This is a genomic window from Zhengella mangrovi (genome assembly GCF_002727065.1).
GTDB classification, from domain to species: domain Bacteria; phylum Pseudomonadota; class Alphaproteobacteria; order Rhizobiales; family Rhizobiaceae; genus Zhengella; species Zhengella mangrovi.
In genome coordinates, this window is record NZ_PDVP01000002.1 from 12,741 (window position 1) to 37,269 (window position 24,529).

At 65.3% G+C, this 24,529-nt stretch carries 22 protein-coding genes; 6 read left to right on the forward strand and 16 right to left on the reverse strand.

Annotation, left to right across the window (positions count from 1 at the left end; genetic code table 11):
* Positions 1-60: 60 nt before the first annotated feature.
* The gene (locus tag CSC94_RS03960; protein ID WP_133122815.1) at positions 61-2,457 is read right to left on the reverse strand and encodes a ComEC/Rec2 family competence protein; all 2,397 of its coding nucleotides are present in this window, start codon (positions 2,455-2,457) and stop codon (positions 61-63) included.
* Between the two features lie 146 nt (positions 2,458-2,603).
* On the opposite strand from CSC94_RS03960, the gene gltX reads away from it, so the two are divergent.
* Positions 2,604-4,025, forward strand: a complete 1,422-nt coding sequence (gene gltX / locus CSC94_RS03965) for a glutamate--tRNA ligase (protein WP_099304065.1) — start codon at positions 2,604-2,606, stop codon at positions 4,023-4,025.
* Between the two features lie 180 nt (positions 4,026-4,205).
* Positions 4,206-5,495 (forward strand): citrate synthase, encoded by a 1,290-nt coding sequence (gene gltA / locus CSC94_RS03970; protein WP_099304067.1) that lies wholly within the window; start codon positions 4,206-4,208, stop codon positions 5,493-5,495.
* 76 nt (positions 5,496-5,571) lie between these two features.
* On the opposite strand, the gene CSC94_RS03975 is transcribed toward gltA, so the two are convergent.
* From CSC94_RS03975 to CSC94_RS04045, 15 genes are all read right to left on the reverse strand, one after another.
* The gene (locus CSC94_RS03975) at positions 5,572-6,729 is read right to left on the reverse strand and encodes a lipid-A-disaccharide synthase (protein WP_099304069.1); all 1,158 of its coding nucleotides are present in this window, start codon (positions 6,727-6,729) and stop codon (positions 5,572-5,574) included.
* Positions 6,726-7,604 carry an LpxI family protein gene (locus CSC94_RS03980; protein ID WP_099304071.1) on the reverse strand — a complete coding sequence of 293 codons (879 nt, stop codon included), beginning with the start codon at positions 7,602-7,604 and terminating at the stop codon, positions 6,726-6,728. The genes CSC94_RS03975 and CSC94_RS03980 overlap by 4 nt, the downstream gene beginning before the upstream one ends.
* Entirely contained in the window at positions 7,591-8,433 is an 843-nt protein-coding gene (lpxA, locus tag CSC94_RS03985) for an acyl-ACP--UDP-N-acetylglucosamine O-acyltransferase (protein WP_342585944.1), read from the reverse strand. The genes CSC94_RS03980 and lpxA overlap by 14 nt, the downstream gene beginning before the upstream one ends.
* Complete coding sequence (gene fabZ, locus CSC94_RS03990; protein ID WP_099304073.1) at positions 8,434-8,904, reverse strand: 3-hydroxyacyl-ACP dehydratase FabZ; 471 nt, start codon at positions 8,902-8,904, stop codon at positions 8,434-8,436.
* Positions 8,897-9,958, reverse strand: coding sequence for a UDP-3-O-(3-hydroxymyristoyl)glucosamine N-acyltransferase (lpxD, locus tag CSC94_RS03995; protein ID WP_099304075.1), 1,062 nt, complete (start codon positions 9,956-9,958; stop codon positions 8,897-8,899). The genes fabZ and lpxD overlap by 8 nt, the downstream gene beginning before the upstream one ends.
* Before the next feature lie 51 nt (positions 9,959-10,009).
* Complete coding sequence (gene bamA, locus CSC94_RS04000) at positions 10,010-12,388, reverse strand: outer membrane protein assembly factor BamA (RefSeq protein ID WP_099305186.1); 2,379 nt, start codon at positions 12,386-12,388, stop codon at positions 10,010-10,012.
* 215 nt (positions 12,389-12,603) lie between these two features.
* Complete coding sequence (gene rseP / locus CSC94_RS04005) at positions 12,604-13,734, reverse strand: RIP metalloprotease RseP (protein ID WP_245408280.1); 1,131 nt, start codon at positions 13,732-13,734, stop codon at positions 12,604-12,606.
* A 91-nt stretch (positions 13,735-13,825) separates the two neighbouring features.
* Positions 13,826-14,647, reverse strand: a complete 822-nt coding sequence (locus CSC94_RS04010; protein WP_099304077.1) for a phosphatidate cytidylyltransferase — start codon at positions 14,645-14,647, stop codon at positions 13,826-13,828.
* Positions 14,644-15,363, reverse strand: coding sequence for an isoprenyl transferase (locus CSC94_RS04015; protein ID WP_099304079.1), 720 nt, complete (start codon positions 15,361-15,363; stop codon positions 14,644-14,646). Before CSC94_RS04015 ends, CSC94_RS04010 begins: the two co-directional genes overlap by 4 nt.
* A gap of 51 nt (positions 15,364-15,414) precedes the next feature.
* Positions 15,415-15,975 carry a ribosome recycling factor gene (frr, locus tag CSC94_RS04020; protein WP_099304081.1) on the reverse strand — a complete coding sequence of 187 codons (561 nt, stop codon included), beginning with the start codon at positions 15,973-15,975 and terminating at the stop codon, positions 15,415-15,417.
* Positions 15,976-16,015: 40 nt separating this feature from the next.
* The gene (gene pyrH / locus CSC94_RS04025; protein ID WP_099305190.1) at positions 16,016-16,738 is read right to left on the reverse strand and encodes a UMP kinase; all 723 of its coding nucleotides are present in this window, start codon (positions 16,736-16,738) and stop codon (positions 16,016-16,018) included.
* Positions 16,739-16,850: 112 nt separating this feature from the next.
* Positions 16,851-17,774, reverse strand: coding sequence for a translation elongation factor Ts (gene tsf / locus CSC94_RS04030; RefSeq protein ID WP_099304083.1), 924 nt, complete (start codon positions 17,772-17,774; stop codon positions 16,851-16,853).
* 154 nt (positions 17,775-17,928) lie between these two features.
* Positions 17,929-18,714, reverse strand: a complete 786-nt coding sequence (gene rpsB, locus CSC94_RS04035; RefSeq protein ID WP_099304085.1) for a 30S ribosomal protein S2 — start codon at positions 18,712-18,714, stop codon at positions 17,929-17,931.
* Between the two features lie 173 nt (positions 18,715-18,887).
* On the reverse strand, positions 18,888-19,490 hold the full coding sequence (locus tag CSC94_RS04040) for a flavin reductase family protein (protein WP_099304087.1): 603 nt from the start codon (positions 19,488-19,490) through the stop codon (positions 18,888-18,890).
* The gene (locus CSC94_RS04045; protein ID WP_099305192.1) at positions 19,490-20,020 is read right to left on the reverse strand and encodes a nitroreductase family protein; all 531 of its coding nucleotides are present in this window, start codon (positions 20,018-20,020) and stop codon (positions 19,490-19,492) included. The genes CSC94_RS04040 and CSC94_RS04045 overlap by 1 nt, the downstream gene beginning before the upstream one ends.
* A gap of 171 nt (positions 20,021-20,191) precedes the next feature.
* Between CSC94_RS04045 and CSC94_RS04050 the strand changes: the two genes are divergently transcribed.
* The 4 genes from CSC94_RS04050 (at position 20,192) to CSC94_RS04065 (ending at position 24,413) form a co-directional block, all read left to right on the forward strand.
* Entirely contained in the window at positions 20,192-21,136 is a 945-nt protein-coding gene (locus CSC94_RS04050) for a hypothetical protein (RefSeq protein WP_245408250.1), read from the forward strand.
* 264 nt (positions 21,137-21,400) lie between these two features.
* A complete protein-coding gene (locus CSC94_RS04055; protein ID WP_165784311.1) occupies positions 21,401-22,636 on the forward strand; it encodes a vWA domain-containing protein in 1,236 nt (411 codons plus the stop codon).
* A gap of 209 nt (positions 22,637-22,845) precedes the next feature.
* A complete protein-coding gene (locus CSC94_RS04060) occupies positions 22,846-23,631 on the forward strand; it encodes an SH3 domain-containing protein (protein ID WP_099304091.1) in 786 nt (261 codons plus the stop codon).
* Positions 23,628-24,413 (forward strand): MliC family protein, encoded by a 786-nt coding sequence (locus CSC94_RS04065; RefSeq protein ID WP_099304093.1) that lies wholly within the window; start codon positions 23,628-23,630, stop codon positions 24,411-24,413. Before CSC94_RS04060 ends, CSC94_RS04065 begins: the two co-directional genes overlap by 4 nt.
* The last annotated feature ends 116 nt before the right edge of the window (positions 24,414-24,529 follow it).

Here is a 24,529-nt window from a genome sequence, read left to right on the forward strand (position 1 = left end):
ATTCCTTGTGATGTTCCTTCTGCCGCGACCCAAGCCCGAGATGCGGCACCATTGCAAGCTTCAATGGTCCAGTTTGTAACGTTTCCAGACTGGAGCCTGCCCTTGCGTCTTGCGCGCCGGCTTGCCCTTCACCCGCTTTGTCGGTGACCGCGTTTTCAGTCCCCGCGCCGCCCGGGACCAGGTCCGGTACTGGTGCCATGGCCGATAGGGTTTCGATACGGCATGGCGCAGGATCACGTCCGTCGCACCCGGCGACGGCAACCGGAAGGATGCGGCACCCCGTATGGCGAGATCGCGCAGGGTAAGGAGGCGGGTCGGCGACGCTTCCGGGCAGGCCGGACGGTCGGTAGCACGCCGGTAGACGACCAGGGCCGCCCGACCACACGCCCTTTCCGCGATGGCGCGGTCGTCCGTCTGGACGATCATGGTGTCCGCAGTCCGGATGAAACAGGATCGGCGCGTACAGGCGAAACGGCCTGCACCGGCATCGTCGAGGCGAGCGAGCGCCCGCAGAAACGTTTTTGCCGGGACGGTGGCGGCCCTGGTGATTTCCTGCGTTCCGGCCGCCCTGCCCCAGTTCTCCTTCAAAAATCCTGAGATGCGCTTCCTGTTGAAAGCCAGCGCGCCGCTTTCCGTGCGCACCGCGATGGTCTTTCCATCCTCGGAGATCCATCCGTCCGGGAGATCACCGGCCCGCAGCAGGACAAGGGCGGCGACGGCCAGCGGCACGGACAGCAGGCGCAGCCGCGTGGTCAGGATCGTTGCGGCGGCCAGTCCCAGGCTCGCGAGGATCATCGCGGAGCGGGGAACCGTGCCTGTTTCGCCGTCGCCCGACCATGTCGCGATGCCATGGGCAATGGACATCACGGCATGTACGCCCACACCCATCAGCCGGAATACGGGGCCGTCCAGGCCGAACGGGATCAACAGGTGGGCCACCAGCGCCGACGGCATGACCAGCAGCGAAACGACGGGCATGGCCAGGAGATTGGCCACCGTTCCGAGCGGCGCGAAGCGCTGGAAATGATAGGCGGCGTAGAGACCGGTGGCCGATCCGGCAACAAGCGATGTGAACAACAGGCCGGATACGGCGCCGGCGAAGCGCCCCGCCATGCCGCCGGAGAGGCGATGGCGCCGGCCCCCGCGGGCCTGCTGCAGGGTATTGTAGGCGGCCACGAGCGCAGCGGTGGCTGCAAAGGACATCTGGAATCCCGGACCGGCGATTTCATGGGGTGACCAGCACAGGATCAACAGCGCGGCGATGGCAATGTTGCGCATGGTCAGGGCGGCGCGGTCAAGCGACAGGGCGAGCAGCATGACCGCCAGCATGACGTAGCTGCGCCGGGTCGCGATGGCGCCGCCGGAGACCAGCAGGTAGGCGGTCACGGCCAAAAGCGCGGCCCAGGCGGAAAACTTGCGGACCGGATGACGTGCCGAGAACACGGGGAAGACGGCGAACAGGGCGCGCAGCCCCCCGGCCATGGTGCCCGCAACGAGCGCCATGTGCAGCCCGGAGATGGACAGGATGTGAGCCAGTCCGCTAAGGCGGAGGTCCTCGGCCGCGGCCGGATCGATCTCGCCCTTGAAGCCGGTGACGAGGGCCGCGGCAATCACCCCTTCCTGTCCGCCGATCCGCTGCCGGATCCGTTCGGCAAGTGCATGGCGCAGCCGTTCGACACGTTCCGCCAGCCCGATGCCCTCCCCGGCGGTTTGGATGCGTGGCGTGCCAAGCACGAAACCGGTGGCGCCGTAGCCGTCGAAGTAGCTCTCGAAACTGTAATCGTAGCCGCCCGGGCGCACCGGGCCCGGCGGCGGCAGGAGGCGGACCCTTCCGCTGAAACGATCCCCGGCACGGGCGGTTGCCACGCGCGCCGGTGCCGTGATCCGGACAGTCGCCGGCAGATGCGAGAGTCGGGGCCGGGCAGAGCCGGTCGTGGCGATGACGAGACGGACACGCCCGCTCGCCAGCGGTTCCGCCTCGACGATCCGGCCGGCCAGACGCGTCGAGACCGCACTGCCGGCGATTTCGGCCGGCCCGCGCAGGACTTCCAGTTTCGCGACCGTCATGCCCCCGATCGTCAGCGCCATCCCGGCCAGGACCAGCCGCAATGCGTCGCGCGCGCTCGCGAGCCGGTACAGGACGGCCATGGCTGCCAGACCGGCCAGGAGCGCCGACAGGTCCGGTTCGAAAGAAAGGGCATAGTAGGCGGCAGCTCCGCTGCCCGACAGGAGCGGCATGAGGAGGAAGAGAACTCCTCGCTCGCGTTCCTGCTCTAGGGCGCGCAGAACGGCAGCCGGAAAGGACGTCCCAGCGATGCGCACGGACCGGCGCCGAGGCGCCAGGCCGGGTTTCGATGCGGGGACGAGATCGCGGGCCGTTTCGGCGGCAGGAAGATCGGGGGATGGCGGGGCAACCGGCGGCAGACCGGGCGCGAACATCGACCGCTCGTCACGCACTCCGCTTTTCTCGTCGACGCCCAAACGCCCCAGCCTTCCGGCCAGCACTTGCGCCCCACGGCCTCTATGCTACATGGAGCGCACGATTTTGCCAGCCCGCCTGTTTCATCACCGGGCCCATTTCCAGACCAACGGACCGGCTTGCCATGACCACACCCGTCATTACCCGCTTTGCGCCCTCGCCCACCGGCTACCTGCATATCGGCGGCGCCAGAACCGCCCTGTTCAACTGGCTCTATGCCCGCCACACCGGCGGGAAGATGCTGCTTCGCATCGAGGACACCGACCGGGAGCGGTCCACGGACGCGGCCACGGCCGCCATTCTCGAGGGGCTGGAATGGCTCGGTCTCAAGTGGGACGGCGTGCCGATCTCCCAGTTCGAGCGTGCCGGCCGCCATGCCGAGGTCGCCCATGACCTGGTGGCCGCCGGCAAGGCCTACTACTGCTACAGCTCGCAGGAAGAACTGGCGGCGATGCGCGAGAAGGCGCGCGAGGAAAAGCGGCCGCCGCGCTACGACGGCACCTGGCGTGACCGTGATCCCTCCGAGGCGCCGGCGGGCATCAAGCCGGTCGTCCGCATCAAGGCGCCGCTCGAAGGGGAAACGCTGGTCGCCGACAAGGTGCAGGGCGATGTCCGGTTTCCGAACAAGGATCTCGACGACTTCATCATCCTGCGTTCCGACGGCACGCCCACCTACATGCTGGCGGTCGTGGTGGACGATCACGACATGGGCGTCACGCATATCATCCGCGGCGACGATCACCTGACGAACGCGGCGCGCCAGACCATGATCTACGAGGCCATGGGCTGGGACGTGCCGGTGATGGCGCATATCCCGCTCATTCACGGCCCGGATGGCGCCAAGCTCTCGAAGCGTCACGGAGCGCTTGGCGTGGAAGCCTACCGCGAGATGGGCTACCTGCCCTCGGCATTGCGCAACTATCTCGTGCGGCTCGGCTGGAGCCATGGCGACGACGAGGTGATGAGCCTGGACGACATGATCGCCTGGTTCGAGATCGAGGACATCAACAAGGGCGCGGCCCGCTTCGATTTCAAGAAGCTGGAAGCGCTCAACGGCATCCACATGCGCAATGCCGGCGCTGACGAGCTGATGGCGGTCCTCATGGACACGCTGCCGCATCTCCCGGAAGGCCCCGCCCTGCTGGAGAAGCTGACGGACGAGCGCAAGGCACAGTTCCTCGCCGCCATGCCGGGGCTCAAGGAGCGGGCGCGAACCCTCAACGAACTGGTCGCGGGCGCGGCCTTCCTGTTCGACGAGCGCCCGCTCGCGCTCGACGAGAAGGCGTCCAGCCTCCTGGACGACGACGCCCGGGCCCTGCTGGGGGACATCCTGCCGGATCTGGCCGCGGTGACCGAGTGGTCGGCCGAGTCGACGGAGCGGGTCGTCCGCACGTTCGCGGAGGCCCGGGACCTCAAACTCGGCAAGGTGGCCCAGCCGCTGCGCGCGGCGCTGACCGGGCGCGCGACGTCGCCCGGCGTCTTCGATGTCCTGGCCGTGCTGGGACGCGAGGAGAGCCTGGCGAGAATCGGCGATCAAACCGCCTGAAACACCGCCATGCCTGACGTTGCGACAGGTTTTGGCACGACAAAAGGCCTACGCGGAACCGGGCTGAATACGGTGCCGGTACGCTTGGCAGGAGAGCTTAAATAGGCTAGCTACCTAGCCGATAATTTTGCATTGCAAAATCGAAACGTCTGACGTCATGCGTCACGAAAGGAGACCTGAATGAACGAGAAAACCGCAAAACTCGAAGTCGGCGGCGAGGCCATCGATCTGCCGGTCCATTCAGGTACCATCGGACCGGACGTCATCGACATCACCGCGCTGTATGCCAAGACCGGAACGTTCACCTACGACCCGGGCTACACGTCGACGGGAAGCTGCGAATCCAAGATCACCTACATCGACGGCGACGCCGGCGTGCTGCTGCACCGCGGCTACCCGATCGAGCAGCTCGCCGAGCACGGCGACTTCATGGAAACATGCTACCTGCTGCTCTACGGCGAACTGCCGACCAAGGCGCAGAACGAGGACTTCCACTACCGGATCACGCGCCACACCATGGTGCATGAGCAGATGAGCCGGTTCTTCTCCGGCTTCCGCCGCGACGCCCACCCGATGGCCATCATGTGCGGCGTGATCGGCGCCATGTCGGCCTTCTACCACGACTCCACCGACATCTCCGATCCGCACCAGCGCATGGTCGCCTCGATGCGCATGATCGCCAAGATGCCGACGATCGCGGCGATGGCCTACAAGTATCACATCGGCCAGCCGTTCGTGTATCCGCGCAACGATCTGGATTACGCCTCCAACTTTCTGCACATGTGCTTCGCCGTGCCGTGCGAGGAGTACAAGATCGATCCGATTCTGGCCCGTGCCATGGACCGTATCTTCATCCTGCATGCCGACCACGAGCAGAATGCCTCGACGTCGACGGTTCGCCTGGCGGGTTCGTCCGGCGCCAACCCGTTCGCCTGCATCGCGGCGGGCATCGCCTGCCTGTGGGGTCCGGCGCATGGCGGTGCCAACGAGGCGGCGCTGAACATGCTGTCGGAGATCGGCTCGGTCGACCGCATTCCCGAGTTCATCAACCGCGCCAAGGACAAGAACGATCCGTTCCGCCTGATGGGCTTCGGTCACCGCGTCTACAAGAACTACGATCCGCGCGCCAAGATCATGCAGAAGACCTGCCACGAGGTGCTGCAGACGCTCGGTATCAAGGACGATCCGCTGCTCGACGTGGCCATCGAACTGGAGCGGATCGCGCTGACCGACGAGTATTTCATCGAGAAGAAGCTCTACCCGAACATCGACTTCTATTCCGGCATCACGCTCAAGGCGCTCGGCTTCCCGACCAACATGTTCACCGTGCTGTTCGCCGTTGCCCGTACCGTCGGCTGGATCGCCCAGTGGAAGGAAATGATCGAGGATCCGCGCCAGAAGATCGGCCGTCCGCGCCAGCTCTATACCGGTGCGCCGCAGCGTGACTACGTCGCGGTGGAAAACCGCTGAGCGGATTGGATCCGATCCTAGAAGACCAAAAAGGCGCCCACTCGGCGCCTTTTTCATTCCGGGCCTATCGCTGACGTCATCCGTCCCGGAGCAGCCCGGCAACGGTTTCGGCCGCGATCTCGCCGGCGGGCCGCGTCGTGGTCATGACGTCGCGGATGGCGGCAAAGCCTTCCCGCTGGGCCTGGCGGAACGCCCCGTCCTTCATCAGCGCGGCGAGGTAGCGTGCCGCGTAGCCTGGACGCAGGCTGTAATCATAGAGTTCCGGGACCACCGGATAGCCGGCGATCAGGTTCGGCAGCGACGCCGACCAGGCCACGATCAGGTGGCGCAGCATACGCGCCAGCCAGTCGGTGCGGTAACATGACACCAGCGGAACGCCGGCCAGGGCCAGTTCCAGCGTGACCGTGCCGGAGGCCGCCAGCGCCGCATCCGCACGGGCAAACATGGCATGACGGGCCGCCTCTCCCACCGCGATCTCAGGCTTCCAGGGCCAGCCGGCGGTCAGGTCGCGCACCAGCGGCTCGACATGGGGAACCGTCGGCAGGAGCAGGTCCGGTGTCGATCCGATGCGCGAGAGTTCCTCGACGGTATCACGGTAGAAGGACAGCAGGCCGCTGACTTCCGACCGGCGGGAGCCGGGCAGAAGGCAGAGGACAGGGCTGCGCGGATCCCCGGCGCGCTCCAACTGCGCCTGCCAGACGCCTTCCAGACCGGGATCGCGGGCCAGGCGATGCCCGACATAGGTCGCCGGCGGGCCGTCCAGCCGCTTCAACGCCTCCGGCTCGAACGGCAGCAGGCACAGCACGTGATCGACATAGCCCGTCATGGCCTTCGCCCGGCCGGGCCGCCAGGCCCAGACGGACGGGCAGACATAATCCACGATCGGCAGTCCGGACATGCGCGCGCGCACCTTGCGTGCCACGCGATGGGTGAAGTCGGGGCTGTCGACGATGAGCAAGAGGTCGGGCCGGGCCTGGACGATTGCGTCGGCCGTCGTCGAAATGCGACGGATGAGCGATGGCAGCCGGGAAACGACCGCCGAAATGCCCATGAGCGCTATTTCGGAGGGATCGAAGAGGCTTGTGAGGCCTTCGGCCGCCAGATGCCCGCCTCCCACGCCGGTCAGGACGATGTCCCGCCCCGTCAGGCGGCGCAACGCGGCGACGAGGTCGGCGGCGAGCAGATCACCGGACTCCTCGCCGGCAACCACGGCCAGGCGGATCGGCGCGCTCACAGCATGGCCTCCGTGACACCGACGACATAGAGGCCGAGCCGATCAGCATGCTCCCGCACCTTGTCGATTTCAAGGATCAGCGACCGTCCTGCCTCCACGGCGATCCCGGAGAGGCCGGCGGCATGGGCGGCGGTCACGGTCTGCGGGCCGATCGACGGCAGGTCGGCGCGCATGTCCTGCCCCGGCTTGCAGCATTTGACCAGGACGCCGCGGCGCGTCGATGTCAGGCGTCCGTGATGGCGCATCTCGCGCGTCCGCTCCAACAGGCCCTCGGTCCCCTCGATGCCTTCCAGCGCGATGGCACGGCTGCCGAAGGCGACAGCGGCCTGGCCGATGTCGAGCGCGCCGATGGCCTTGGCCGCCTCGAAGCCGGCGCGTATCGCCGGCCAGTCCTCGCTGCCGGGTGCGATGGCAGCAATGGCGCCTTCGGGCGCAAGCAGGCGCGGCATGATCTCCTGTGCGCCGACGACGCGGATGCCTTCCTGTTGCATGAAATCGGCGACCAGGCGCAACAGGGCGTCGTCGCCTGCGCCGAGCGCCCGTACGGCTCGCGGCATCATGCGCAGCACGCCCAGGGTCAGGCCGATGCGATGGAGTTTCGGGCGCCGCCTGACCCCGCCGGCAAAGACGACGCGGTCCGCCCCGAGCGCCTTCAGGCGCGCCGGCAGCTTCCCGATCGTCTCGATGTCCAGAACGGCGTCGGCACGCCGTGAGAAGGCTTCGTCGGCCTCGCCGCGGATCGCCAGGAGAACGGGCGCCTCGCCGGCGCCTGCCAGGTCCTCGGCCAGGGCCAACGGCAAGGCGCCGCTTCCGCCGACGACCGCGATGCGGCCGCCACGTTCGCGCGGCATGGAGCTGTCGTCAGTCCTCGTCATCGCCGTCGTCCGGGCGGGTCCGCCCGGAAACCGGTGGCATGACGAACTTGCGCCGCGCATCGCTGGTCATGAAGGCTATGATGTCCTGCACGGCCTGGGAGCCTGGAAAAGCATTCCTGGCCTGCTCGATATTGGCGCCCAGCGGTGTCACCGGGTCAAAGATCATCTTGTAGGCCGCGCGCACCGTGCGGATCTCGTCACGCGCCATGCCGGAGCGCCGCATGCCGACCACGTTGAGCCCGCGCAACTTGCCGCGATTGCCGGTAATCATGCCAAAGGGGATCAGGTCGCGTTCGACGCCCGTCATGCCGCCGACGAAGGCGTGGTGGCCGATCCGGACGAACTGGTGGACGGCTGCCATGCCACCGAGAATGGCGGCATCGCCGACCTGGCAATGGCCGCCGAGCAGCGCGCCCTGCGTCAGCGTCACCCGGTCGCCAAGGCTGCAATCGTGCGCGACGTGCGAGTAGGCCAGGAAGCTGCAATCGTCGCCCACGGTCGTGCGGCCGCGATCGTTGTCGCTGCCGACATGCATGGTCACGCCTTCGCGGATGGTCGCGTTGCGGCCGATCTCGAGCGTGGTCCGGCCGCCCTTGTGGGCATGGTTCTGCGGATCGCAGCCAAGAACGGCACCGGGATAGACGCGGCAGCCCTCGCCCAGGCTCGTGTGGCCGAGGATGGTCACGCCGCTGATCAGCTCGACATTGTCGCCGAGCACCACGTTGGCACCGACATGGCAAAAGGGCCCGATCCGGACACCGTGCCCCAGTTGCGCCCCGCCTTTAACCACCGCCGATGAGTGAATGGAGGTGTCACCCACGATCGGCACTCAGTCCTTTTCCGGCACGGTCATCATGGCGGAGATGACCGCCTCTGCCACTTTCGCGCCGTCGACCTTCGCCTCGCAGGCAAACTTCCAGATAGCGCCGCGCTGCTTCTGCTTGCTGACGTGGATCTCCAGGCGGTCGCCGGGAACGACGGGCTTGCGGAACTTCGCATTGTCGATGGTCATGAAATAGACGACGCTCGGTGCGTCGCCACCGGCCGTGGTGGAACTGATGCAGATCGCACCGGCCGTCTGGGCCATCGCCTCGATGATCAGCACGCCCGGCATCACCGGTGCAGCCGGGAAATGACCCTGGAAATGCGGTTCGTTGACGGTGACGTTCTTGATGCCGATGGCCGAACGGTCGCCATCCACCTCGATGACGCGATCGATGAGAAGAAACGGATAGCGATGCGGCAGCAAGGCCATGATCCGCATGATATCCATGGTTTCAAGCGTCGTCTTTTCAGTCATCGTCACGATCCTTCTTGCGCGGCGCCTCCGACAGGTTCTTCAGTGCCGCGGTCTGGCGGAAGAACTTCTTTACCGGCATGGCCGGGGCGCCGGCCCATTTTTCCCCGGCGGGAATATCGTGCATCAGACCGGCGGCCGCGGCGAGCTGGACCCCGTCGCCAATCGTCAGGTGATCGGCGATGCCCGCGCGCCCGCCCAGCATGACGTAATTGCCGATGGTGACGGAGCCGGAAATGCCGCATTGCGCGGCAATGGCACAGCACCGCCCGATTTTCACGTTGTGCCCGATCTGCACCAGATTGTCGATCTTGGTGCCCTCGCCCACCACGGTATCGCCGAGCGCGCCGCGATCGATCGTGGTGTTGGCGCCGATCTCGACATCGTCCTGCAGGACGACGCGGCCTATCTGCGGAACCTTTTCCAGCCCGGCAGCGCCCGGAACGTATCCGAACCCGTCCTGGCCGATCCTGGCACCGGGATGGATGACAACCCGGTTGCCGGCAAGCGTGGCCAGCAGCGACGCGTGGGCACCGATGAAGCTATTGCGTCCGACGCGGCAATCCGGCCCGACCACGGCACCCGGACCGACGATCGTTCCGGCACCGATCTCGGCGCCCGCACCGACAACCGCGCCAGCCTCGACGATCACACCCTTTTCAAGGCGGGCCTGGGCGTGGACGAAAGCCTTCGGCGATATGCCGTTCTCGCCCGTCACCGGTTCGGGGCGGATGGCCGACGGGTACATGGCTCGAGCGACCCGTGCGAACGCCTGGTGCGGATGGCGAACCACCAGCGCAACGACGCCCTTGGGCACATGGTCCAGAAGATCCTCGGAGACGAGCACGGCCGCGGCTTCGATCCCGTCGAGCAGATGGCGGTTGCGCCGACCTTCGACGAAGGCAAGCTGGCCGGCGCTGCAACTGGCCGCCGAGGCAATGCCGGTCACCTGCGCTTCCGGGTTGCCGCCATTGGCCTCGACATGGGCGGCGCACAGCGCGGCGATATCGCCGACGCCGAACGCCGAAGCCATGCGGAAGAAGGACAGCTCTGTCATTGCGCCGGCGCCCGGTCCGTTCTCATGTGCGAACCGACAGGTCAGGCCGCGTCAGAAGCGGCCCGAAATGCCGAAGTTGATATTCTCGACCACGTCGCCCGTCTGCTTGAGATAGGGGATCGCGTAATCGATGCGCAGCGGACCGAAAGGCGACTGCCAGATGATCGAGGCACCGGCCGAGGCGCGCCACTGGCTGGTCGTGCCCAGCGAACCGGCATAGGCCGTACCGGTCGGCACGCCGTAGAGCGTGGCCACGTCGGTAAAGACGGCGCCACGCATGCCCAGCGATTCCGGCAGGACCGGCATCGGGAACTGCAGTTCGGCCGACCCGTGGAAATAGGTCATGCCACCAACGTGCTCGATGCCACCCGACGGAAGGTTCTGGTAGGGACCGATGCCGTTGTAGGCGAAGCCGCGAATGATGCGGTCGGAACTCTTGAAGAGGTCGAACTGGCGCAGCGGATTGTTGCCGCTCTGGATGGTGTGGCCGGCGCCTGCCGTCACGAGACCCACCAGGTCCATCTCGTCGTTGAGCTGGCGGTAGTACTGCGTGCGCGCGGTGAACTTCATGAAGTGGGCATCGCCACCGAGACCGGCGTATTCCGCATCGAACTTGGCGAAGATGCCGTTGTGCGGGTTCTTCATGTCGTCGATGGTGTTGTAGAGCAGCGCACCGCTGACCGACGACTTGACCCAGGGGCTGTTGTTGATCGCATCCAGGGTTGCGAGCGGCAGCTTACAGGCGGCGGTCACAATCGGGCTACAGTCGGTGATCGCCTTGCCCGCCAGCGTATAGCGCTCGCTGGACAGGTTGTAGGCAACCTGGGTCGTCAGCGCATTGGTGATCGGCAGGCCGAAACGGATCGTGCCCGACGTGACCTCGGTGTCGTAATTGTCGCCCTTGGTCGTCTGGCGCGAAATATCGAAGCCGGCAGCGATGCGGCGGCCAAGGAAATAGGGCTCCGTGAAGGACACGGCATAGTCGCGGGAGTCCTTGCCGCCGCCGGCGGAGAACTTGATGTACTGACCGCGACCGAGGAAGTTGCGCTCGGCGACCGAGAGCTCGACGCGCGGGCCGGGATTTTCACCGCCGGTGACGTAACCGCCGCCGATCGAGAACTCGCCGGTCGACTTTTCCTTGACGTCGACGATGATGACGACCTGGTCGGCTTCCGAGCCCTGCTGCGTCGTGATGTTGACGCTGTCGAAGTAGTTGAGATCTTCCAGGCGGCGCTTGGCGCGCTTGATCAGCACCTGGTTGAAGGCGTCGCCCTCGGCAAGGTCAAACTCGCGCCGGATGACATAGTCACGCGTGCGGTCGTTGCCGCGGATCTCGATCCGCTCGACGTAGGCGCGCGGCCCCTGATCGACCGTGTAGACGACGGAAATCTTGCGGTTGTTGAAGTCACGGTCGCCGCGCGGCGTCACCTGCGCGAAGGCATAACCATCGCCGGCGACGGCTTCCGTCAGGCCGATGATGCTGTCCTCGACGTTCTTGGCGCTGTAAACGTCGCCCTGGTCGGTCTCGACAGCGCGCTTGAGCTGTGCCGCGTCAACGCCGGGGATCGTGCTCTCCACCTCGATGTCGCCGAACGTGTAGCGCTCGCCCTCGTCGATGGTGAAGGTGATCGTGTACTCGTTGGCGGACTCGTCGAGCTGGGCGTCGGCCGAAATCACGCGGAAATCGGCATAACCGTGGTTGTAATAGTAACGGCGCAGCGCTTCCTCGTCGGCGCGCAGCTTGTTCTCGTCATAGACGTCGTCGCGCATCAGAAACGACAGCAGCGTCGACCGCTTGGTCGAGATGACATCGCGAAGGCGGCGGTCGGAATAGGCATTGTTGCCGACAAAGTCGATGTTGGCGATCTTCGTGCGGCCGCCTTCCTGGATGTTGAAGACGACGTTCACGCGGTTCTGGCCGACGTCGATGATGTCGGTGGTGACAACGGCGTCGGAGCGGCCGATCCGGTTGTAGGATTCCTTGATCGTGTCGACATCGACGTTGAGCGTCGACGGCGAATAGGGACCGCGCGGCTGCGTCTGGACGCGGGCGGCCAGCTGCTCGTCCTTGATCTTCTTGTTGCCCTGGAACAGGACCTGGTTGACGACCTGGTACTCGGCAACCTGGACCACGAGCGTGGAACCGACGGGATTGATGCTCACGTCGGAAAACAGACCGGTGGAGAACAAACGCTTCACTGCCTCGTCGATATCCGCGGGGCTGAACGAGCGCCCGGGCTTGATGTCGATGTAGGACCGGATCGTCTCGTCATCCACGCGGGTGTTGCCACGAACCTCGATGGAGCGGACGACAGCGGCCTGAACTTCCGCGATGGTGGCGAATTGCAGCGCAAACGAACCCGAAACCGCAAGACCGGCCGAGAGGGCAACCGCGGAAACGGCGCTCATGAAATTGGATGATGCCTTCATCAGGTTCAATTACCTTGTTTCTCGAAGTCCCCAGGCGAGAATCCCGGGCAATATCCGGTGTTTGCTACACACCGTAATACCCGGATTTTCCACACAAGCAAGGCTGACGGTTAATTTCTGTTTACGATGTGCGCCGCCGTGGCTTTCGGGCCACGCCAGTCTGCAACCATGGTAAACGCCCGCTTAATCCGCTGCCCCTCTGGAAACCTCCACATTCACATGCTGCAACCAAAAAGGTCGTTCCAGAAAACGAACCCCATAAACACGAGTACGACCAGGAATCCTGCCCGGTAGACATATTCCAGGGCAGCTTCGGAAACCGGCCGTCCCCGCACTGCCTCGATGGCGTAGAACATCAGGTGGCCGCCATCAAGGGGCGGTATGGGCAAGAGATTGAGAATCCCTATTCCAACCGAAAGCATGGCGATCAGCTGAACCACCCAGATAAAGCCCTTGGCCGCTGCTTTTCCGGCCATGTCGGCGATTTTCACCGGTCCGCCGAGCTGGCAGCTGTCTTCACGGCCCGTGACAAGAAGTTTCATGAATTGACCGGTCGACGTCACCAGGAAGGCGGTTTCCTGGATGGCGGCACCCACCGATTCGAGCGGTCCGTAGTCGAGCCGGCGCATGGCGGCAGGCGAGGTGTCGGCCTTGATGCCGATCAGGTAGCGCATCACCTTGTTGCCAAGCGGGTCGGTCTCTTCCCTGCGGCTCGGTGTCACGGTCAGCTCGACATCCTTGCCGTCGCGGTTGACGATGAAATGGATCGGTTCGCCGCCGCTGAGCGGCACGTATCGCTGCACGTCACCGAACTCGGTGATCGGGATGCCGTCCATGGAGACAAAGCGGTCGCCGGGCTGGAAACCGGCCGCGACCGCCGGGCCGTCTGGCATGAGTTCGCCGACCAGCGGGTCCAGCTCGTAGCGGCCATTGGTCGCGAACATCACCGAAAAGACGAGGATGGTCAGCAGGAAATTGAAAACCGGGCCGGCCAGCACGGTGAGGAAGCGCTTCCAGACCGGCTGGACGTGGAAGGCGCGCGCGCGTTCCTCCTCGCTGAGGCCGGCGAGTTCGCCCTCGTCGGGCGCGCTGCTCGTCGCATTCATGTCACCGAGGAATTTCACGTAGCCGCCGAGCGGAATGAGCGACAGCTTCCAGCGGGTTCCATGCCGGTCGTTGAAGCCCCATATCTCCGGACCGAAGCCGATGGAAAACGAGGAGGCGGCAATGCCGCACCAGCGCCCGACGAGATAGTGGCCCATCTCGTGCACGAAGACGACAATGATGAGCACGAAGAGAAACGGAACGATCACGTCCAGCAAAAAGAAGTCTCCCCCGAAGTCGATTTCAGCACATCCGGCATCCTGCGTTTCCGGCCCAGGCCTTCCCGGTACCGAGGTTCGCCATCAAGCACGGCATTTCCGTGGCAGGCCCGCCCTACAGGCCAGCCCGGTAGATCCCCATGACAGGATGATCAGCGCCCCCGTAGAAGGCCGCCACAAGGTAGAGAAGCACGGCAGCCACGACAAGGGCATCGACGCGGTCGAGGACGCCGCCGTGACCGGGAATGAGGTGCGAACTGTCCTTCACGCCGGCGCGGCGCTTGATCGCCGATTCGAACAGGTCTCCGGCCTGCGAGAAGACCGACATGGCGAGTGCGAGCCCGGCAATGCCCCAGGCGAGCGGAACCCCGGCGGCCGCCAGAACGGCCAGCCCTGCCGCCACGCCGCCAATGGCGCCGCCGATGGCCCCGGAAATCGTCTTGCCCGGCGAGATGGACGGGGCCAGCTTGGGGCCGCCGATCGCCCGGCCGCAGAAATAGGCAAAGATGTCGGTGCCCCAGACGACGGCGAAAAGGAAGAGGATCGCCACGAGGCCCGCATCATCGCCGCCGCGCAGCTTTGCCAGCGCCAGGGCCGGAACGGAAGCATAGGCCAGCCCCAGCGCCGCCAGACCGCCCTGCCCACGCACGAGGCCGACAGCAAGCAGCACGGCCGTGCCGCCCGCGATCAGCAGTCCGGTCTGCCAGGACGCAATGCCGGCGAGCAAGGCCAGCGCGACCGCGGCAATTGCTGCCCAGGACAGCAGCGTCAGGGGCGCCGTGATCCGGTCGCGATGCATCCCCAGCCATTCATAGACCATGGCAACGCCAATGACGGCCGCGACAAGGCGGAACCAGATGCCGCCCAACCAGGTCAGCGTCAGCACGACGGCAGCCAGGACGAGAGCGGAAATGATGCGTTGCTGCAGGTTGCTCACAGCGCGATGTCCTGTGGCGCAACACCGCCGAACCGGCGGTCACGGGCCGAGAAGGCCTCCACGGCTTCGCGCAGGGTGCGTTCGGAGAAATCCGGCCAGTAGCAATCGAGGAAGAGAAACTCCGTGTAGGCCGCCTGCCAGAGCAGGAAGTTGGACAGCCGGAGCTCGCCGCTGGTGCGGATCAGGAGATCGGGGTCGGGAATGCCGGCGGTGTCGAGATGGGCACTGACCGTTTCCGGCGTGATGTCGGCGGGTGCCAGTTCGCCGCGTTCGACGCGCAGGGCGATACGCCGCATCGCCCGGGTGATCTCGTCCTGGGAGCCGTAATTGAACGCGATGACGAGCGTCAGCCCGGTGTTGTCCCGGGTCAGCACCTCGGCCTCGTCGATCAGCGACACCAGGTCGGCGGACAGGCCGTCGCGATCGCCGATCATGCGCACCCGGACGCCGTTGGCATGGAGTTCGGCCAGGTCACGCCGGACGAAGAGCCGGAAGAGCCCGAGGAGGTCGGACACCTCGCCGGCCGGCCTGTTCCAGTTCTCCGAGGAGAAGGCAAAGACCGACAGGTATTCCAGGCCGATGTCGCCCGCCGCGCGCACGGCCCTGCGCAGGGCCTCGACGCCGGCCTTGTGTCCGGCGCTTCGCGGCAGATGGCGCTGCTTGGCCCAGCGGCCGTTGCCATCCATGATGATCGCCACGTGGGCGGGCTGTGTCATGACGTATCCCGATGTTTCCGTTCAAGGCGTCCGCTGCGGCGCCTTGCCGCGTCAGACCTGCATGATCTCGGCTTCCTTTTCCTGGCCGAGCTTGTCGATACGCGCAATCGTGTCGTCGGTCATCTTCTGGACCTTCTCCGACAGAACGCGATGCTCATCCTGGCTGATGTCGCTGTCTTTTTCCGCCTTCTTGAGGTGGTCCATGCCATCCCGACGCACGTGGCGGACCGCGATGCGCGCCTGCTCGGCATACTGATGGGAAATCTTTACGAGTTCCTTGCGGCGTTCCTCGTTGAGTTCCGGGATCGGGATGCGCAGCGTCGTTCCGTCCATGATCGGGTTGAAGCCGAGGTTGGATTCGCGGATCGCCTTGTCGACGGCGCCGACCATCGTCTTGTCCCAGACCGACACCGAGATCATGCGCGGCTCCGGCACCGACACGGTCGCGACCTGGTTGATCGGCATCGGCGAGCCGTAGGCCTCGACATGGATGGCGTCGAGCAGGTTGGACGAGGCCCGCCCCGTCCGGATCGATGCCAGGTCGTTCTTGAACGCGTTGATGGCGCCTTCCATGCGGCGCTCAAGGTCTTTCATGTCAATGCCGTCACTCATGCTCTCAAACCTCCAGTTTGGCCGGTCGGGTGGCGTGCCGTCAGGCGTCGCGAACCACCGTGCAGCGGCCATTCCCACGCAGAATCTCGCCGAATCCGCCCTTTTCATGGATCGAATAGACGATTATCGGAATGTTGTTCTCACGGGCAAGCGCAATCGCCGCCGTGTCCATCACGTTGAGGCCGCGCGAGATCACCTCGTCATGGGTGATCCGCTCGAACCGCTCGGCGTCCGGGTGTGTCTTCGGATCCGCCGAATAGATACCATCGACCTGGGTTCCCTTGAACAGGGCGTCGGCACCGATCTCGGCTGCGCGCAGGGCCGCGGCCGAATCCGTCGTGAAGAAGGGATTGCCCGTTCCGCCGGCGAAGATCACGACCTTGCCGGCGTTCATGTAGGCCGTGGCCTGGCGCTGCGAAAAGCTTTCGCAGATTTCCGGCATGGCGATGGCGGACAGGACGACGGCGTCGATGCCGAGCTTGACCAGCGAGGTGCGCAGCGCCAGCGAGTTGATGACGGTGGCAAGCATGCCCATGTGGTCACCGGTCACGCGGTCGCCGCCCTTCGAGGCCACGGCGACACCGCGGAAAATGTTGCCGCCGCCGATCACGACGCCGACCTCGACGCCCATCGCGCGCGCCTCGGCAATGTCGGCGGCAATCCGGTCTGCAACGGAAACGTCGATCCCGAACCCCTGCCCTCCCATCAGAGCTTCACCGGAAGCCTTGAGCAGGACGCGGCGGAATGTCGGTTTGGACGTCATGAAAAATACCTCGAATGAAATGGGCAGGCCGCGCAAGCGGATACACGAAGGGCGCCGCGTTGTCACGCGGCGCCCTGATGCATTTTCCAGCAGATTTGCTGCAGGCGGCCGGTCAGCCCTTGGCCGCGGCGGCGACTTCGGCTGCGAAGTCGCTTTCTTCCTTCTCGATGCCCTCGCCAACGGCAAAGCGCACGAACCCGGTCAGCTTCGCCGGCGCACCGATTTCCTTGACCGCTTCGGCCAGGGCCTTCTCGACCGTCAGGTCGGGGTTCATGACGAAGGCCTGCTTGAGCAGCACGACTTCCTCGTAGAACTTGCGCATGCGGCCTTCGACCATCTTCTCGATGATGTTGTCCGGCTTGCCCGATTCGCGGGCCTGCTCGATGAAGATCGCCTTTTCACGGGCGGCAACATCGGCATCCACTTCGCTGTCGGTCAGGGCCAGCGGGTTGGTCGCGGCGACGTGCATGGCGACCTGGCGGGCAAAGGCGGAGGCCTTCTCGGCATCGCCCTCGGTCTCGATGCCGACCAGCACGCCGAGCTTGCCGAGGCCGTCGGCGACGGAGTTGTGGATGTAGGTCGCAACGGCGCCCTTGCCGACCGAAAGCTTGGCGGAGCGGCGGAACGTGAGGTTCTCACCGATGGTGCCGACGGCGTCCTTGACCGAATCGGCCACCGACTTGCCCGTTGCCGGATAGGTGGCGGCGGACACCGCGTCGAAGGTACCGTCGGTGCCGAGCGCGGTGCCGGCAATGCCCATCACGAGGTCCTGGAAGGCATCGTTGCGCGCCACGAAATCGGTTTCGGAATTCACTTCCACCAGAACCGCGGAGGTCGCGTCGGAAGCGGCGCCGATCAGGCCCTCGGCAGCCGTGCGGCCGGCCTTCTTGTCGGCCTTGGCGATGCCCTTGGCACGCAGCCAGTCAATCGCGGCTTCCATGTCACCGGCGTTCTCGTTGAGCGCGGTCTTGCAGTCCATCATGCCTGCGCCGGTCTTTTCGCGCAGTTCCTTCACCATTGCAGCGGTAATCGTCATAAGTCGCCTCGTCATGTCGAAATGCGAGGGCGCATCACCACGGCCGGATGCCGCCGAGATGCGCCGGAGAATGGACGCGGAGCCCGCCCGCGTCCGGTTTGAATACGATCCGGCCCATGACGCCGGGATGACACCGGCGTTACGGACTTCGCGATCAGGCCTGGCTTTCGCCGCCTTCGGCCGGGGTCTCGTCCAGCGCCGGCTCGACGGGGGTCTCGGCCGATTCGCCGAGATCGACACCCATGGAGCCCTGCTGGCGGGCGATGCCGTCCAGCGATGCCCGGGCGATCAGGTCGCAGTAAAGCGAGATGGCGCGGGCGGCGTCGTCATTGCCCGGGATCGGGTAGTCGACCATGTCCGGATCGCAGTTGGAATCGAGGATGGCGACGACCGGGATGCCGAGACGCTTGGCTTCCTGGATGGCGATCGCTTCCTTGTTGGTGTCGATCACGAACATCAGGTCCGGCGTGGACCCCATGTCCTTGATGCCGCCCAAGGCGCGGTCGAGCTTGTCGCGCTCACGCTCCAGGTTGAGGCGTTCCTTCTTGGTGAAGCCCTGGGCCTCGCCGGCCAGCAGTTCTTCCAGCTTGCGCAGGCGCTGGATCGAATTGGAGATCGTCTTCCAGTTCGTCAGCATGCCGCCGAGCCAGCGCGCGTTGACGTAGTACTGCGCGGACCGCTTGGCCGCGTCGGCAACCAGGTCGGAGGCCTGGCGCTTGGTCCCGACGAACAGCACGCGGCCGCCGCCGGCAACGGTGTCGGACACGGCCTTCAGGGCCTGGTGCAGCAGCGGAACCGTCTGCGACAGGTCGATGATGTGGATGTTGTTGCGGGCGCCAAAGATGTAGTTCGACATCTTCGGGTTCCAGCGGTGGGTCTGGTGACCAAAGTGGACGCCGGCTTCCAGGAGCTGACGCATGGAGAAATCGGGCAGAGCCATCTGCTTTTTATCCTTTCCGGTTGAACCTCCACGGGCAATGACGGGACCCCCGCCACCGGAGGACCGGACCGGATGTCTCCCGGCCAGGCCCGAAGCCCGTGTGTGGAATAGCCGCGCCTTACGGTATTGCAGCGCAAAAGGCAAGCCCGGCGATGCCAAATGGCGCCTTCGGCCTATTCCCAGCGCGGCCGGCGGGCCGAAAACGTCTCCGTGACCCGCGCGTAATCCATGTAGCCGAGCCGCGACATGGAGGCGGCCTTGACCGCGTCGACGAGGCCGTCGGTCATGATCGCCTCGTCGATGTGCACGCCGACGACCTCGCCAAAGACGAGGAAGACCCCGCTTGCCCGTCCTTCCAGCCCGCGCGGCTGCTGGATATCGGTCACCCGGCATTCCAGCGCGGCATGCGCTTCGGCGACGCGGGGCGCGCGGACAAGCTTCGAGGGCGTCGGTGTCAGGCCGGCATAGTCGAACTCGGAGGTCCCGCGCGGTGCATCGACCGAACTCTTGTTCATCTGCTCGAAGAGGTCGGCAGAGACCAGGTTGCAAACGAAATCGCCGGTCTCGCGGGCGAACGTGACGCTGTCCTTCTCGCCTTCGGAAGAAAAGAAGAGGAGGTGGGGATGGGTGGAGATCGCATTGAAGAAGGAATAGGGCGCGAGATTGACGCTGCCGTCCTTGGACCGGGTCGATATCCATCCGATCGGACGTGGCGCCACGATGGCCTTGAACGGGTCATGCGGGAGCCCGTGGCCCCTGTTCGGCTGGTAGAACATCAGGCGGCCTCCGGTCCGGTGTAATCGCTCATGAGATCGGCCGGCTCGGGGCGCGGCCGGTCCGGGCGCTCGCCTTCGACCGTGCCGATGTGAACGAAGCCGGCGACGCGCTCGTCGGGCTTCAACCCGAGCAGGCGCCGGGCCTCGGCATCATCGGCATACCAGTTGGTGATCCAGTTCGCGCCATAGCCCAGCGCATGGGCGGCATGGACCAGGTTCATGCTGGCGGCACCGGCGGAGAGGAACATCTCCCATTGCGGGATCTTGTCGCTTTCGCGCGGACAGAAGATGACACCGATGACGAGGGGCGCGCGGGAAAACCGCTCGCATTCCTTCTCGCGCGCGCCAGGCGTCAGCGGGCCGTCGCGCTCCTCCAGGCGTTTCGCCAGCATCTCGCCGACGCGATGGCGGACGTCGCCGCGATAGAGGATGAAACGCCAAGGCTGGAGCTTGCCATGGTCCGGGACACGCGAGGCGATGCGCACGAGGGTTTCGATTTCGGCCTGCGACGGTCCAGGTTCCTTCAGCATCTGGATGGCGGGCGACTGGCGCGTGAGCAGATATTCGGCAAGTGCAGTCAAGACGGCTTCTTTCTCGTTTTCGCGGGGTGGCGGTCCGTTCGGCCGGCCTGCGGCCGGCAACCCGGGCCATGTGAAAAATTCGCCTTGAAATTGCCACTGCCTTGGGCTTCATGGCAAGCCATGAGCGCCATGTCCCTTGTCCGTCACACGATTCGAGCAGCCCTGGTCGCGGCGGCCGCCCTGGCCATGGCGATGCCAGCGGCGCGCGCGCAGAATGCGACTGCGACCGACGTTCCGCCGATCGACCTGCCCGGCATCAAGGCCTATGCACCGGCGCGCGATGCGGGACCGCAGGCACTGCGTTCCGGCCGTCTTACGCTCAAGGCCAGCCTCGTGCAGGGATCGGACCCGATCCCGCGCGGCATGACCTGGCGGGTTTTCCTGACCACCACTGGTGACGACGGCCGCCTGCCGCTGGTCGCCAGCGCGCAGGGCGGCGATGCCAGCTTCGACCTGGCGCCGGGCGCCTATCTCGTCCACGCGGCCTTCGGCCGGGCCGGCGCCACCAAGCGGGTGACGATCAAGCCGGGCGAGACCCGCGCCGAGACTGTGGTTCTCGATGCCGGCGGACTGAAGCTCAATGCAACGCTGTCCGGCGGCGTGCGGATTCCGCCCCAGAAACTGAAATTCTCGATCTATGACGTGCACGAGGACGTCAACGGCGAGCACGCCCTGATCATCCCCGACGTCAAGCCGGGGACCGTGGTCCGGCTCAATGCCGGCACCTACCACATCGTTTCGACCTATGGCGCGGTCAACGCCGTCATCCGCTCGGATATCCGCGTGGAGGCCGGCAAGCTGACCGAGGCGGTGGTGGAGCACCGCGCGGCACAACTGACGCTGAAGCTGGTGCGCGACCACGGCGGCGAAGCGATCGCCGACACCTCCTGGGCGGTCATGACCGAGGCCGGCGACATCGTGCGCGAGAACGTCGGCGCCTTCGCCTCCATGGTCCTTGCCGAGGGCAATTACGTGATCGTGGCCAAGAACCGCGATCACATCTACCAGCGCGATTTCACGGTCGTGGCCGGCAAGAACCAGGACGTGGAAGTGCTGGCTGACTGACGCCCCTGCCCGGCCGGGCCGGCAGCCGTCCCGGGTCCACTGATCCTTTCCCAACCCCACACGTTCGGCGGACGGACCCCTGACCGCGTTGCAGCGACGGTCGTCAAGGTGGGCCGAGCCCCCCCGGCGTCCGACTGTACCGGTACGGATGGTCGGCATTTTCATGAACGGCGCAAGGCATCCTTCACCAGGCGGCTTAGCAATATTTAGATATCTCTCATCTATTTATTTCTAAGATTTATGGCCCTCCGACGAAGGATCATCATGCGCAAGACCCGTTCATTCCTCGCCTTTCTGCGTGACCGCAAGGAAGGCAATTTCACGATGATGTTCGCGCTGCTGTCGCTTCCGTTGCTGGCCGCCGTCGCCTTCACGGTCGACTACAACAACATGCTGCGCGTGCGGGGCCAGCTCCAGAACGCGACGGATGCCGCGACGCTCTATGCCGCGCGGTATTACGAACTGAACAAGAGCCTGCCGCCGCAGTCCGAGATCCTCGATTTCCTGATGTCGAACAGCGATTTCGGCACGATCGTGATCAAGGACTACGACTATGCCGACAACCAGGTGGTGCTCGACACCAAGGTGACCTACACCCCCTACATCATGTCCGCCGTCGTCCAGCAGGACTACAGCCTCGGGGTTCACTCCGCCGCGTTCGTCTCCAAGGACACGCGCGTCGAGGTCGCTCTCGTGCTCGACAATACCGGGTCGATGGCATCGAGCGGCAAGATCCAGGGCCTCAAGGTCGCCGCGACCAATTTCACCAACACCCTTTTCGATGCCACCAAGGCGACCGTGGCGGTGCGCATCGGCGTCGTTCCCTTCGCGCAATACGTCAACGTGGGCATGGGCAACCGGAACGCCGCGTGGATGGATGTTCCCGCCGACACAAACTCGCTGCACTGGAACGGGTGCGTCGGATCGCGCGGCAGCGCCACGGACAAGCTGGCGCTGACCGACGACACGCCCTCGGTCCTGTTTCCCGGGATCATGAACGCGACCTGCCCGCAGCCGCTGCTACCGCTGTCGAGCAGCCGCACCGACGTGCTGGCGAAGGTCTCCGCGATGAATGCCAGCGGCATGACCTACATCGCCGATGGCGTGATGTGGGGCCTGCGGCTGCTGACACCGGTGGCGCCCTTCACCGAGGCGGTCGATCCCGCGACGGTGGATGCCGAGGTCCACAAGATCATGGTGGTGATGACGGACGGCGAGAACACACGGGCGCCGAACCTGCCCAATTCGCCGGACCACAACGGCACGAGCCAGTCCCGGGCCGATACCTGGACCCAGCAGGCCTGCAACTACGCCAGCCAGCAGGGAATCGAGATCTACACGGTCACCTACGGCACGCAGGTGCCGATCTCGGCGAAGAACCTGATGAAGCGCTGTGCCAGCAACCCGGCCAATTTCTACGACGCGGCCAGTACGTCGAAGCTTGACGAGGTCTTCCAGGAAATTGCCACCAACCTGACCCGCCTGCGCCTCACGCAGTAACCTCCTGGCACCGCGTTTCTGCCGGGCGCGGTGCCTGTCTGCCTGCGACGAAAACAGACAGGCCAGTCTATTTTCATTGCAAACAGTATTTCTGTTCAGGAAACTGACAGGATGCATGTGCATCTTGGCAGTCAAGCCATCTGGCGAAGCAGTTGAACAGAAACGCGCATCGGGCCGACATGCCGTGATGCCGAAAGCAGGAGGCAGACATGATCGGCAGGCAATTGATCGGCATGGCCATCATGGCCACACTGACAGGAACGGCCCAGGCGCGAACCGAACAATGGACCGCCAGTGGCAGCGGCCAGGACATCGTCGTCACCGATTGCGCGGATTGCGACGAGGACATCGGCATCATGCTTTCCTGCCGCGGCGAGGGCCAGCCGGCCATGCTCTATGTTCCCTTCCTTGCGCAGGAGAATGATCCGGGCCGATCCCCTGCCGCTTCGCAACTGGTCTTCTCCGTCGACGGCGTATCCTTCCCCTATGAGCCGTCCTTCGAATTGTGGGGCCAGATCGGCTACGTGCCCGTGATCCCGGTCGGGCAGGACGAGACGCTTCTCGATGCCATGCAATCGGGCACCTATGTCGATGTCGCCTACGACGGCGGCAGCGTGCAGTTTCCGCTGACCGGTTCCCGCGCGGCCTTTGCCGCCTTCTCGCGGAACTGCGCCTGGAGCGGCGCCGGCATCGAGCCGCCGGAAACGGGTTCATCGGGCGGCGACGGCATGCCGCAATCGGCGATGCTGCCAATCCGCACCCGATCCTGGGGCGGCAAGGTTCGCAACGACCCGAGCATGGACGGCCGGCAGATCGGCTCGCTGCGGGAAATGGACCCGATCACCGTGATCGAGGAAGTTCCGCACAGCATGATGAACGGCTACCCGTGGTTCCGCATCCAGTTCGCCGGCGGTGAAGGCTACCAGTGGGGCGGCATCATCTGCCAGCCGCCCGGCGTGACGATCAGCGGCACGTTCGGGGTTTGCACGCGATGACGAGGGCCTCGCCCAGGCGGCTCGGGGCTGCAACCTTCATCGCGCTGATGGCCGGTGCCAGTGCCCTGCCCGCCCGCGCGCAATCGGACGATGGCGCCCGCTGGCAGCAATCCGGGTTCGACGCGGCAAACGGCCGGACGCAGACACTCAGCTATGCCATTCCGGAGACCGACGCGTGGTCCCTGAGCGCCCTGTGTGAAGCCGGCGCGGCAGGCCCCTCCATCCCGCTGATGCTGGCGCTCGACTTCGGCCAGCGCAAGAACGGCGACCCGGTTGATATCGACTTCCGGGCCGGCGATTTCACCACGCGCCTTGCCGGCACCGTCTCCATCCAGGGCGATGAGTTTGCCGGGGTCCTCGTCAACATCGGCCTCGACGATGCCTTCTGGTTCGCCCTCAACCGCGGGCAGACGCTGCAGTTCGGCATCAGCGGGGAAACCATGCGATCCGTTCCGCTGCGCGGCGCAGGCGCGCCGGTTCGCCGTTTCGTCGACAAATGCCGCGAGACCTTCGCGGCCACAGACAAGAGGACGCCCGCGGCGCCCGGAGCCCCGGAAACCTACCGTTGCGAGGACGGCTCGGCATTCCAGTTGACGATCGACAATTCGCGCTCCTACTCGGTTGCGACCATCGTCATGAACGGGCGGGCGGCAACGCTGGTGCAGGTGCCAAGCGGCAGCGGCGTTCTCTATTCCAACGGCACGGTGGAGATGCACACCAAGGGCGACGAGGCGCTGATGATCAGCCCGAAAGAAACGGTGCGCTGCTCGCGCGGGGGGTAGCTTCCGGCGCCTGGCAAGCCCCGATCACGTCCTGCCGGTGCGGACCGGCGATGCTGGCACGCGGGTCGCATCCATCCGGCATTTTGGGTGTTTCGCCCCGAAGTGCTATAGTGACC

Excerpts from the sequence above, each read along its gene's own strand:
- gltX (WP_099304065.1), top strand. The coding sequence starts at position 2,604 with ATGACCACACCCGTCATTACCCGCTTTGCGCCCTCGCCCACCGGCTAC.
- gltA (WP_099304067.1), top strand. The coding sequence starts at position 4,206 with ATGAACGAGAAAACCGCAAAACTCGAAGTCGGCGGCGAGGCCATCGAT.
- CSC94_RS03980 (WP_099304071.1), bottom strand. The coding sequence starts at position 7,604 with ATGACGAGGACTGACGACAGCTCCATGCCGCGCGAACGTGGCGGCCGC.
- fabZ (WP_099304073.1), bottom strand. The coding sequence starts at position 8,904 with ATGACTGAAAAGACGACGCTTGAAACCATGGATATCATGCGGATCATG.
- lpxD (WP_099304075.1), bottom strand. The coding sequence starts at position 9,958 with ATGACAGAGCTGTCCTTCTTCCGCATGGCTTCGGCGTTCGGCGTCGGC.
- bamA (WP_099305186.1), bottom strand. The coding sequence starts at position 12,388 with ATGAAGGCATCATCCAATTTCATGAGCGCCGTTTCCGCGGTTGCCCTC.
- CSC94_RS04015 (WP_099304079.1), bottom strand. The coding sequence starts at position 15,363 with ATGACACAGCCCGCCCACGTGGCGATCATCATGGATGGCAACGGCCGC.
- frr (WP_099304081.1), bottom strand. The coding sequence starts at position 15,975 with ATGAGTGACGGCATTGACATGAAAGACCTTGAGCGCCGCATGGAAGGC.
- pyrH (WP_099305190.1), bottom strand. The coding sequence starts at position 16,738 with ATGACGTCCAAACCGACATTCCGCCGCGTCCTGCTCAAGGCTTCCGGT.
- tsf (WP_099304083.1), bottom strand. The coding sequence starts at position 17,774 with ATGACGATTACCGCTGCAATGGTGAAGGAACTGCGCGAAAAGACCGGC.
- rpsB (WP_099304085.1), bottom strand. The coding sequence starts at position 18,714 with ATGGCTCTGCCCGATTTCTCCATGCGTCAGCTCCTGGAAGCCGGCGTC.
- CSC94_RS04040 (WP_099304087.1), bottom strand. The coding sequence starts at position 19,490 with ATGTTCTACCAGCCGAACAGGGGCCACGGGCTCCCGCATGACCCGTTC.
- CSC94_RS04045 (WP_099305192.1), bottom strand. The coding sequence starts at position 20,020 with ATGCTGAAGGAACCTGGACCGTCGCAGGCCGAAATCGAAACCCTCGTG.
- CSC94_RS04050 (WP_245408250.1), top strand. The coding sequence starts at position 20,192 with ATGAGCGCCATGTCCCTTGTCCGTCACACGATTCGAGCAGCCCTGGTC.
- CSC94_RS04055 (WP_165784311.1), top strand. The coding sequence starts at position 21,401 with ATGCGCAAGACCCGTTCATTCCTCGCCTTTCTGCGTGACCGCAAGGAA.
- CSC94_RS04060 (WP_099304091.1), top strand. The coding sequence starts at position 22,846 with ATGATCGGCAGGCAATTGATCGGCATGGCCATCATGGCCACACTGACA.
- CSC94_RS04065 (WP_099304093.1), top strand. The coding sequence starts at position 23,628 with ATGACGAGGGCCTCGCCCAGGCGGCTCGGGGCTGCAACCTTCATCGCG.